The sequence below is a fragment of the Sulfitobacter sp. 1A12779 genome (assembly GCF_043557315.1).
Taxonomy (GTDB): Bacteria; Pseudomonadota; Alphaproteobacteria; order Rhodobacterales; family Rhodobacteraceae; genus Sulfitobacter; species Sulfitobacter faviae.
The window spans coordinates 18,008-29,012 of the sequence record NZ_JBIFFU010000031.1; the positions used below are offsets into that span (position 1 = coordinate 18,008).

Annotated in this window: 9 protein-coding genes; all 9 read left to right on the forward strand. The window is 58.0% G+C overall.

Going from position 1 to position 11,005, the window contains the following annotated elements:
- The first annotated feature begins 372 nt into the window (after positions 1-372).
- The 9 genes from ACGYLQ_RS18970 to ACGYLQ_RS19010 all read left to right on the forward strand — a co-directional run bounded on the left by ACGYLQ_RS18970 (position 373) and on the right by ACGYLQ_RS19010 (position 10,927).
- The gene (locus ACGYLQ_RS18970) at positions 373-2,184 is read left to right on the forward strand and encodes an acetyl-CoA hydrolase/transferase C-terminal domain-containing protein (protein ID WP_368440041.1); all 1,812 of its coding nucleotides are present in this window, start codon (positions 373-375) and stop codon (positions 2,182-2,184) included.
- 144 nt (positions 2,185-2,328) lie between these two features.
- A complete protein-coding gene (locus tag ACGYLQ_RS18975; RefSeq protein ID WP_067627044.1) occupies positions 2,329-2,532 on the forward strand; it encodes a dodecin family protein in 204 nt (67 codons plus the stop codon).
- A 378-nt stretch (positions 2,533-2,910) separates the two neighbouring features.
- Positions 2,911-3,222 (forward strand): MgtC/SapB family protein, encoded by a 312-nt coding sequence (locus ACGYLQ_RS18980; RefSeq protein ID WP_394444368.1) that lies wholly within the window; start codon positions 2,911-2,913, stop codon positions 3,220-3,222.
- Positions 3,223-3,396: 174 nt separating this feature from the next.
- Complete coding sequence (locus ACGYLQ_RS18985; RefSeq protein WP_394444369.1) at positions 3,397-3,981, forward strand: HPF/RaiA family ribosome-associated protein; 585 nt, start codon at positions 3,397-3,399, stop codon at positions 3,979-3,981.
- Positions 3,982-4,169: 188 nt separating this feature from the next.
- Positions 4,170-4,658, forward strand: a complete 489-nt coding sequence (locus ACGYLQ_RS18990; protein ID WP_067942134.1) for a ferritin-like domain-containing protein — start codon at positions 4,170-4,172, stop codon at positions 4,656-4,658.
- A 268-nt stretch (positions 4,659-4,926) separates the two neighbouring features.
- The gene (locus tag ACGYLQ_RS18995; protein WP_067938563.1) at positions 4,927-5,142 is read left to right on the forward strand and encodes a hypothetical protein; all 216 of its coding nucleotides are present in this window, start codon (positions 4,927-4,929) and stop codon (positions 5,140-5,142) included.
- 189 nt (positions 5,143-5,331) lie between these two features.
- Positions 5,332-7,578 (forward strand): acyl-CoA dehydrogenase, encoded by a 2,247-nt coding sequence (locus ACGYLQ_RS19000; RefSeq protein ID WP_368440039.1) that lies wholly within the window; start codon positions 5,332-5,334, stop codon positions 7,576-7,578.
- Complete coding sequence (locus tag ACGYLQ_RS19005; protein WP_394444372.1) at positions 7,575-8,858, forward strand: acetyl-CoA C-acetyltransferase; 1,284 nt, start codon at positions 7,575-7,577, stop codon at positions 8,856-8,858. Before ACGYLQ_RS19000 ends, ACGYLQ_RS19005 begins: the two co-directional genes overlap by 4 nt.
- Complete coding sequence (locus ACGYLQ_RS19010; RefSeq protein WP_394444373.1) at positions 8,855-10,927, forward strand: 3-hydroxyacyl-CoA dehydrogenase NAD-binding domain-containing protein; 2,073 nt, start codon at positions 8,855-8,857, stop codon at positions 10,925-10,927. The genes ACGYLQ_RS19005 and ACGYLQ_RS19010 overlap by 4 nt, the downstream gene beginning before the upstream one ends.
- Positions 10,928-11,005 lie beyond the last annotated feature (78 nt).

The window sequence follows — 11,005 nt, forward strand, 5'->3', positions numbered from 1 at the left end:
ATCAAAACAACAGCCCGCGAATGAGAATGTTCCTTGCGGATTGCTTTCGTTCGCCGGGGGCAGCAGAACTCGGAAAAAAGAAGTAAGACGAAACAACAGCTTGATCCTCGCCAGGAACTCTTCGCAAAGATAAAGGTTTTCGTACATAGGAGTTCTGAGGTCAAAGTATTTAAGTTCCACTGAGGTCGCCTCACTGCGCAGAGGATTGTTTAAAAAGGGCGAAACATAGGTGAGGGTGAAGTTTGGGGTGCGAGGCCACCCGGGCTTGCTGGGAGGATTTGAGACCGAGACCTCGCACCCATGGTTAAGATTCTTTGGTGCGCCAAGATGCTTGGTTGCACCTCTAACGCAATCTACAGGATATCTGTATTTATGGAGCGGGAAGACGAAGCCGATACCATTGCGCAGCAACTGTACGAGTCTACAGGCGGCGAGATTAGGTTAGCTCTTCCATTAGGTTTGGGCAAACCACTGACGCTGGTAGACGCTCTGGTACGTGGCGCCCGCAACGTACCAGAGCGGAAGCTGTCTATTTTTACGGCGCTCACCCTGGAGCGACCTCCATTGTCATCGGACATGGAACAGCGATTTCTTGAGCCAGCGCTCGACCGACTTTTCGGTGCCTATCCCGGCCCCCTCTATGTGAGGATGCTGCGCGAAGGGACCTTGCCGAGCAACGTCACGGTAAATGAATTTTTCCTGTTTGCTGGTCGATGGCTGGGGGTGGACGCAATGCAGCAAGCCTATATCGCAGCGAATTACACCCATGCCCGCGACGTTCTGTTGGATCGACAGCCCAATGTTCTGCTCCAACTGGTCGCAGAGAAAGGTGGTCAGTTTTCGCTGTCGTCCAACACCGATATTTCCGCCGATCTGTTTGCATTTCGCGCCGCGGGTAAGGTCGATTTCCAAGTGGCATTCGAGGTGCATCCCGAGATGCCTTTCATGCAGGGCGATGGTGCCGTAATGAACGCAAATGAGGCGGATCACGTCCTGCATGGCGCTCCCGACTACAATCTTTTTTCGGCAGTACGCCGCCCGGTCGAGGACGCCGCGCATGCGATCGGGCTGCACGTGAGCGGCCTCATCAGAGACGGGGGGACGCTGCAGATCGGCATCGGGGGCATCGGCGACGCTGTGGCGCATGCTTTGATACTCCGCGATGAAGGAAAAATGCACACCATCCAACGTGGTTGCCCATTCCCGCAAGGGGATCGACACGAGGCGCCGTTTCGAGAGGGCCTTTACGCTGTCACTGAAATGCTGGTTGGCGGGCTACTAGCACTTTTCGAGGCTGGGATTTTAAGGCGCGAAGTCGATGGCGCCGTGATTGATGCAGGTTTTTTTGTCGAAACGCGCGATTTTTACAAACGCTTGCGATGCTTGCCCGAAGATCAACGCGCGAAAATCGCGATGCGGCCCGTGAGTTTCACCAATTCCCTCTATGGCGATGAGGAGGCGAAACGTGCTGCGCGCGTGAACGCCAGGTTCGTCAATGGGGCCATGCAAGTGAGCCTTTTGGGCGACGTCATGTCTGACACGTTGGACGACGGACAGGTGGTCAGCGGTGTCGGCGGGCAATTCAATTTCGTCGAACAGGCCTTTGCGCTGGAGGGGGGGCGTTCCATCATCACGCTTCCTGCCTGGCGAATGAGCAAAGGCAGACCGTGCAGCAACATTCGCTGGACGATCGATACCGTGACAGTGCCGCGTCACATGCGCGATCTGGTTGTGACCGAATATGGTGCCGCCGACCTGCGCGGATTATCCGACGCGCAGGTGATCGGCGCTCTGCTGAACATATCCGATAGTCGTTTCCAGGACAAATTGATGGCCCAGGCCAAATCAGCGGGGAAACTTCCCGATGATTATGAAATCCCGAAAGCCCACCGCCAGAACTATCCTGAGCGGGTCCATGCATGGATTGAGGAGCATCGTAGGACGCTTCCAGCTTTCCCGCTCGGCAGTGACTTCGATGATATCGAGCGCGTTTTGCTGCCTGCGCTGGAAGAGCTCAAGATGCTTTCATCAACATGGCGAGGCAAAGCGCAGTTGTTGGCCGCATCGTTGTGTCTTCCGCCGCATGTGAAGGAGCGCGAGGCATTGTTGCGTATGGGGTTCCAGACCAACAAGAGCGTCACCGCACGCGCCTTGCAAGGTGCGTTGAGACGGACGGTGCGCTGACTTCGCCTGTGCAGAGCCTCGAATTCATTCTCTGCTAAAGTCGCAGAACGGTAATTCGGCAACATCATGCTGCTCTCGAATGAACCTGGAACAAGCCAGCAAACCGGCTGTTGGGCCTACAGTACCAAGAGAAAGGAGAACGCCATGACTATTGCACGAGTAACCGAGATATCTGCAACGTCACCGGATAGTTTCGACGACGCCGCCAAGCAGGGTATTGAACGTGCTTCAAAGACGCTGCGAGGGATCAAGAGTGCTTGGATAAAAGATCAGAATGTAATGGTCGAGGATGGAAAGATTACGGAATTCAAGGTCAATTTGTCCGTAACTTTTGTCTTGGACGACTGACAGCTGCTATCGTAGCTTGTCCGGGTAAGCATCTGAATAGATGCCTGGGCCATCTGACACTATTCTGGTGCCAGATGGCACTGTTTTTATGCGGACCGGAATTTTCCCGCCCGCTGCGTTTCTTCATTTGGGTCACTCGCAATATAAGTTCAATAAAGAATAAACATTCCGATCAGACACTACACTGATCAGCCTGCGACCATCATCGCATTGAAAAGGAGTAATACGGGGACAAGAGATCTGGTCGACGGTCACACAAGAGCTCTCCGACGTACCAGACATTGCCACCATAACCCGTGTCACGTTGCGCTTAACTCTCGCTGCCTTGCTGGGTGGCATGCTGGGCTAGAGCGCGAACTCAAGGAGCGCAATGCAGGGGTGCGCACCCATATGTTGGTGGCGGTGGGCGCAGCATTATTTTTGATCGGGCCGCTGCAAAGCGGCATGGAGATCGCCGATCTATCACGGGTCTTGCAAGACATTGTTCAAGGCATCGGCTTTCTCGGAGCGGGTGCAATCATCGTGCGTACCGCAGAGCGAAAGATCCAAGGACTGACCACTGCTGCCAGTATTTGGGCGACCGCCGGGATCGGGATCGTAGCTGGTCTGGGTCTCGAGGCAACGGCCGTGCTGTCGACTGTTATAGTATTGATTATCTTGGCCGTAATTCCTCAGATGACCCGACGCTGACACCCCGATGCGGCGGACATCAGCCATTGTCGAAGGCTGAGCGGAACAGAGCACTTCTGTGGGAAGTTTAGCTGTTGCAAGGGAAAAAAACCTAAATGTTCGTTCCCAAGAACAGGTGCCGGCGCTGACAGCCAACGGCGCGGCGTCGGGCCATAGCAAGAAGGCATGACTCACATGGACACTCCTTTGGAAATCGCTTGGCACAATGTCGAAAAATCGGAACCGCTTGAAGCGCGCATTCGTGAGCGGGTCCAGAAATTGCATCGCTACTTTGATCGTATCAACAGTTGCCATATCGTCGTGGAACGGCCGCATCGAAGCCAACATCACGGCAAAGAATTCCATCTGCGGATCGAAGTCCGCGTGCCTGAACATGAAATTGTCATCAGCAATGATCCCGGTGACCGGCGGGATCATTTCGACCCCAATATCGTCATCCGCGACGCGTTCGACGCGATGGAGCGAAGGTTGGAAGGGCATTCCCAGAAGATGCGGGGGGATACCAAAACTCTCTCCGGTCCGCCCCAGGGCATCGTCGTGCGGATGTTCGACAACTATGGGTTTGTGCGAATAAGCGATGGTCAGGAAATCTATTTTGCGCCCAATGCTGTACTGAACGATGGATTTGAGGCTCTCAAGGTCGGATCGACGGTAGAGTTGAGCGTAGCCGAAGGCGAGGGGGCCATGGGTCCCCAGGCCTCAATGGTACGGCCCATTAGTGAGGTGAGCCTCGAATCCGAACGGCGCGCAGCGCCCTGACAGATCCGCAGAACCATGGGTAGACCGTGCCTTGGGTCCGCCTTCGGTTCGCAAAAACTTCTGGGCGGAACTGGCGTGAGGTTTCAGCCGAGAAAAGCCCCCTTCCTGTGTTGCAGGGATCTTTGAGCGAGGGCCCTTGGCCCGCCTAGGCTTCAAAGAGGGAGCAACAGTAAAAAGGAGCAAGTATAATGCTTATGAACAACTTCAAGGAAATGTATGTCGCCGAACTGCAGGAGGCCCGGTCGTTGGAGGCCCAACTGGTCAAGGCGTTGCCCGGTATGATCGACGACGTCAATGAAATTGACCTGAAACAGGTTTTGGAAGCCCACCTTACGGAAACGCAAGGTCATCTCGAGCGGGTAGAAGCCATCCTTCGGCGCCATGAGGCCGCGTCGGAAGAACATAAGGATCACTCGATGCAGCGGCTGGTGTCAGAAGCCGACAAATGGGCGGGCATGATCGAAGATCGCGATCAACGGGATGCGGGTATCATCGCCTCAGCGCAGCGGATCGAACACTATGAAATGGCCGTGTACGGCACCTTGGCCGCTTGGGCGAAGCAACTCGGCCTGGGCGAGGATGAGAAGGATCTGCGGGCGATTCTGACGGAAGAGCAAGCTGCGGATCACAAGCTTACCGTGCTTGCCGAAAAGGAAATCAATCCCTTAGCAACATAATCCGGCCAACCTGCCATGACAGGACGACGAGAGGGACGGTGCATTTTGCAGCGGCTCAGCCCTTCGCGGTGTGGACCGCGCGGATGTAAGTGGACGCAAGATCTGCCCGGTGGGAGCGATGTACTGCCGGCGTGGCGTTGGAACAATGCGTCCTGCCAATGGTTTTCTTCCTAGGTGACCTGTTCACCAAAGTTCTGGACAGCTTGCCTATGTGCATCGTGAGCAACGATGCTGAACATGACTGAAATGACGTAAGGAAGGGCACAGAATGACTCCGCCAGATGCAAATCTCAAAAAGCAGGAGCGTCGCCATATCGGCCCTTTGATCGGAATGGCCGCGGTAGTGATCTTTGGCATTGGCATTATTGTTTACTGGATGGGCGAGGAAGTCGCCACGGCACCTGAAGAGGCTGATACCGCAATTGAGGCGCTCTCGACCGAGGATGGCGTTTCCAGAAATATAGAGCCTGCCCCAGCTGAATGATCGGTGAGCACTTTGCGTTTGGCCCCTATGCGGGAGGCGCCGCAAAATTCTGTCGCCCCATCGTTGGGAGCGACTTTCTCAGGGCCGCTGCTTGCCAAATGCTATGGCGCGTTCGTTTCACATGAGGAATCAAGGAACTGTGCTGTGCGACAGCGCGTTGGCCCAAAAGTACGGAGGTCCATTCTGCACATGCCCCAATTCCGTCGGAACTATATCACTCAACCCATTCACAAGTGGGCACGCAAAGTATTACCCCAACTGAGCGCGACTGAAGCCGAAGCATTGGAAGCGGGCGAGGTGTGGTGGGAAGCGGAGTTGTTTTCCGGTCATCCCGACTGGTCCAAGCTTTTGTCGGTCACGGCACCCAATCTGACCGAAGAAGAACAGGCATTCCTTGATGGTCCCTGCCAGGAATTGTGCAGCATGATCAATGACTGGGCGATCAACGAACAGGATGCCGATCTGTCGCCAGATGTCTGGCAGTTCATGCGGAACAATAAATTCTTCGGCATGATCATTCCGAAAAAATATGGGGGACTTGGGTTCTCGGCCTTTGCCCATTCCGAGGTTGTCCGTTTCATTTCTACTCGTTCTGTTGCGGCGGCCGTCACGGTGATGGTTCCGAATTCGCTTGGACCGGGCGAGCTTTTGCACATGTTCGGAACCGACGCGCAGCAGGACCACTGGCTGCCGCGTCTGGCCGACGGACGCGAATTGCCCGCATTCGGCCTGACCAGTGACGAGGCCGGATCGGACGCCACCGCGATGATCGATGACGGCGTGATCGAAATGGGTACCTGGAAGGGCGAAGAGGTGCTGGGAATCCGACTGAACTGGGCCAAGCGGTACATCACGTTGGCCCCCGTCTGTACGGTGCTGGGCCTCGCATTCAAGCTGCGGGACCCCCACGGGCATCTGGGCGGAAAAGAAGACATCGGCATCACCTGTGCGTTGATACCGGCTGATCTGCCTGGGGTCGAAACCGGGCGACGGCACATTCCCAGCCAGACCATGTTTATGAACGGTCCGACAACGGGCAAGGATGTCTTCGTGCCGCTCGACAATATCATAGGCGGCAAAGAATACGCCGGGCGCGGCTGGATGATGCTGATGAGCGCGCTGGCCGCCGGGCGGGGGATTTCGCTGCCGTCGATGGGGTGCGCCGCGATAGCGTTGTCGGCGCATACGACCGGAGCCTATTCCCGTATCCGCCAGCAATTCGGGCTGCCGATCGGTAAGTTCGGCGGCATTCAAACGCGGCTGGGACGGCTGGCTGCGGACAGCTATTCGATGGATGCTGCACGGCGGCTGACCTGTGCAGGCTTGGATGAGGGGCGTTCGCTTTCCGTCATATCCGCTATCATGAAGGCACATACCACATACCGCATGCGCGACGCTATCAATGATGCAATGGACGTGCATTCCGGCAAGGCAGTGATCGATGGTCCATCGAATTACCTGCAAGCGCTTTACCGCGCTGTTCCCATCGGGATAACCGTCGAAGGAGCAAATATCGTCACTCGCTCGCTGATCATCTTCGGTCAGGGCTCAATCCGAGCGCATCCGCACCTGCTGGATGAGATGAAAGCGCTGAATATCGAGGACTCCGAGGAAAGCTTGACGGCGTTCGACAAACACTTCTGGAAACATGTTGGACATTCGACCAAGACCTTCTTCCGCGCTCTTGGTCGCGCATGGACCGGCGGGTTTCTGGCCCCTGCGCCCGACGCCGACGCGGCAAAACGGCACTACCGCCAGATGGCACGCTGGTCCGCGGCCTATGCCTTGACCGCCGATATGGCATTTTTGACCATGGGCGGCGATCTGAAGCGCAAGGAGATGATCTCTGGTCGGATGGGCGACATTCTCTCCGAGCTCTATATCCTCAGCGCCACGTTGAAACGCTGGGAGGACGAAGGACGGCAAAGCGGGGACCTGCCGGCTGTGGACTATGCCGCCGAACGCGGCTTTGCCCGGATAAGGCTGGCGCTGGACGAGGTTTTGATGAACTTCCCGGCCCGCTGGGCCGCATGGCTGCTGAGGACAGTGACCCTGCCGGGGGTCGGCGCGCCGGGCCCGGATGATGCGCTGACCGAAAAGGCCGCCGGTTTGATCTATGAACCCTCCGCCACACGCAGCCGGATCGTGGGCCGCCTGCACGGTGGCTGTAACCGCGACGGCATCGTGTTGCTGAACGACTGCTATGATGCCGTGATGGACACCGCACCCCTGATGAAGCGCTTGCGCGAAGCAGACCAGACCCCGGATGAGGCCCTAGAGCACGGTACCATCAGCCAGGAGGATCGCGACCGTATCGCGAAGACGGAAGACCTAGTCCACAAAGTGGTTGCCGTTGACGATTTCACCCACGAAGAGCTGGCCGGGTTTTATCCCGGACTGGATGCGCAGGTGTCGCAAAAGGAGGCAGCAGAATGAATCGTCGGGTTTACCTTGTTGACGGCGCACGCACGCCATTCCTGAAAGCAAAAGGAAAGCCGGGTCCCTTCACGCCCGTCGATTTGGCGGTGCAGGCGGGACGGCCACTGCTCGCGCGGCAGAGCTTTAACCGAAAGCTCTTGGATTTGGTGATCTTGGGCTGCGTCAACGTCATCCAAGATGAGATGAACCCCGCCCGTGTGGCTGCCCTGCGGTTGGGATTGGGTGAAGAAATGGTTGCCTTCTCGATGCAAATCAACTGTGGATCGGGCATGCAGTCGATCGACACGGCCTACCGCTATATCCTCGATGGCTCTCACGACATGATCCTTGCTGGCGGCGCAGAGGCGCTCAGTCACGCCCCGCTGGTATTGCGGCAATCCGCGGTCGAATGGTTCGGGCAGATGTCCCGGGCCAAGGGGCCCCTCGTCCGGGCCAAGGCGATGACCGGCCTGCGGCCCGAGTTCTTCAAGCCCGTCGTCGGTCTGGAACGAGGGCTGACAGATCCGATAACAACGCTGAATATGGGCCAGACGGCGGAAGTGCTGGCGCATCGGTTCAATATTTCGCGGCGGAGCGCCGACGAATACGCCAACGACAGCCATCACCGTTTGGCCCTAGCCCAGAAGGAAGGCTGGCTAAAGGATGAAGTCATGCCTGCCTTTGACCGAAGCGGCAATGCCTACGAACACGACGATGGCGTGCGCCCGGACAGCGATCTGGAGGGGTTGGCAAAACCCAAGCCCGCGTTTGAAAAACCTTACGGCAAGGTCACGGCCGGCAACTCCAGTCAGATTACGGATGGCGCAAGCTGGGTGATCGTCGCCTCAGAGGAGGCCGTCGAGAAGCACAAGCTCGAGCCACTCGCGCGGATCGTGGACAGTGAATGGGCCGGTCTGAACCCATCCGTGATGGGCTTGGGGCCGGTACTGGCCTCGACGCCTTTGGCGCAGCGCAACGATATGGCGCGCGATGATGTGGATTTGTGGGAGCTGAACGAGGCTTTCGCCGCACAGGTGCTGTCCTGTATTGCCGCCTGGGACGATGCGGATTTCTGTCGTGAAGTGTTGGGACTAGAGGGGGCCTTTGGGCGTATCGACCGCAACCGGTTGAACATCGACGGAGGGGCGATAAGCCTTGGCCATCCGGTCGGCACTTCGGGCAATCGGATCGTGCTGCATCTGGTCAACGCTCTGCGCCGCCGGGAATTGAAACGCGGCATCGCAACCGAGTGTATCGGTGGCGGCTTGGGCGGTGCGATGCTGCTGGAGGTGGCATGATGACGGGACCTGTACTGGAACATCTGGGCGAAACGAAACTTGAGCTGGGCCCTGTGACGCGCGGCGAAGGCCCTTGGCTGCATGGAGAGGCAGACGGTATCGTCTGGCTGGCGCTGGATCGGGGTGAGGGGGCCGTGAATACGATCGGGCAGGACGTGATCGAAGGGTTGCAAAGCCACATCGAGGCGCTGGAACGTGACCAGCCTCGTGCGGTGGTGATCCGCTCGGCCAAGATCGCGGGCTTTGCCGTCGGCGCCGATATCACCGGTTTTGATGACATGGCTAATGAGGGGGCGGCCGAGATGCTCACGCATGGGCACGACGTGCTGGACCGATTGGAGGCGCTCGATTGCCCCACGATCTGCATTGTGCACGGCGCGGCCTTGGGGGCGGGGTTCGAACTGGCCTTGGCATGTGACTGGCGCATCGCGGTCGAGGGCGCGTCTTTCGGTTTTCCCGAAGTCCAGCTGGGCCTGCACCCCGGCCTAGGCGGGACGTTCCGCCTGCCGGCGTTGATCGACCCGGTTAAAGCGATGACTCTGATGCTGACGGGCAAGACCGCGCATACCGGCAAGGCCCGCAAGCTGGGCATCGCCGATGTGGTCACCCAAGAGCGGCATGTGGCGGCGGCGGTCGATGCGATCAAGGCGGGCGAGGTCGAGCGTGATGCCCCCGGCCTTAAGGCCCGCGCGATGGGATTTGATCAGGCGCGCAGCCTGGCCGCGCGGCAGATGCGCAAGGAGACCGGGCAGAAGGCCCCGGAACAACACTACCCCGCGCCGCATCGTTTGATCGACATGTGGGAAGAGCATGGCGACGACCGGGCCGCCATGCAGCGCGCGGAGAACCAGAGTTTCGCGAAGTTGCTGGACAGCGACACCTCGAAGAACCTGCGCCGCGTGTTTTTTCTGCGACAGAACATGAAGAATGACAGCCGGGGCGAGGACGGGATCGATCATGTACACGTCATCGGGGCCGGTGCGATGGGGGGCGAGATCGCCGCTTGGACGGCAATCAAGGGCAAGACCGTGACGCTGGGAGATGTCGCGCTGGATCCCTTGGCCGAGGCCGTCAAACAGGCGCGGGCCGTCTGCAAGAACAAGCATCTCTCCAACATTGAGACACGCGATGCGCTGGATCGCATGATGCCCGACCCGCACGGCTATGGCATCGCCCGTGCAGATCTGATCATCGAAGCGGTGCCGGAGAAGCCTGATCTGAAAGAAAAGATCTACAACGGATTGAAAGGCCGGATGAAACAGGGGGCGATCCTTGCCAGCAACACCTCCAGCTTGCGCCTAACCGAGTTGAAGGAGGGCGTAGCCGATCCATCGCACTTTGCGGGGCTGCATTTTTTCAATCCGGTAAGCAAAATGGATCTGGTCGAAGTCGTGCGCCACGCCGAAACCGCCGAGGATGTCATCTGCAGACTTGCCGCCTTCTGTGGCGAGATCGGCAAGCTCCCCGTTCAGGTCACAGACTCTTTCGGTTTTCTGGTCAACCGCGCACTGATGCCATACCTGATGGAAGCGATGATGTTGATGGACGAAGGGGTGGACAAGGAGGTCATCGACACGGCTGCCATCCGCTTTGGCATGCCGATGGGTCCTGTCGCCCTGGCCGACCAGGTGGGCTTGGATATTTGCCTGCATGTCGCGGAGAGCCTTAAGGACGGGCTGGACAAACCGATGGCGGACATCAGCAACGGTCTTCGCAAGAAAGTCAAGCGGGGTGATACCGGGAAAAAGGCGGGGCAGGGGTTCTATGATTGGTCACAGGGCGCGCCGCACCCAAATGCCGATCTGGACAATGCCCCCGATGATCTGACAGACCGGCTGATACTGCCGATGCTGAACGCCTGTGTGGAATGTCTGCGGAAGAATGTAGTGAAGGATGCCAATGCCATAGATGGCGCAATGATTTTCGCCACCGGGTTCGCGCCCTTCCGGGGTGGTCCGATGCGTTACGCCCGCGCGCGCGGTGCCAAAGAAATACGCGAGCGACTAGAGGAACTGGCCGGGAAGCATGGAGAGCGTCTCACCCCTGACGTCGGTTGGCAAGACCTTTGAGGGGATTGCCAACTTGTTTGCGGTGCGGCGCTTGGTTAGGCGGTAGGTATGAATATACCATCCTCGATGCAGCGCCTG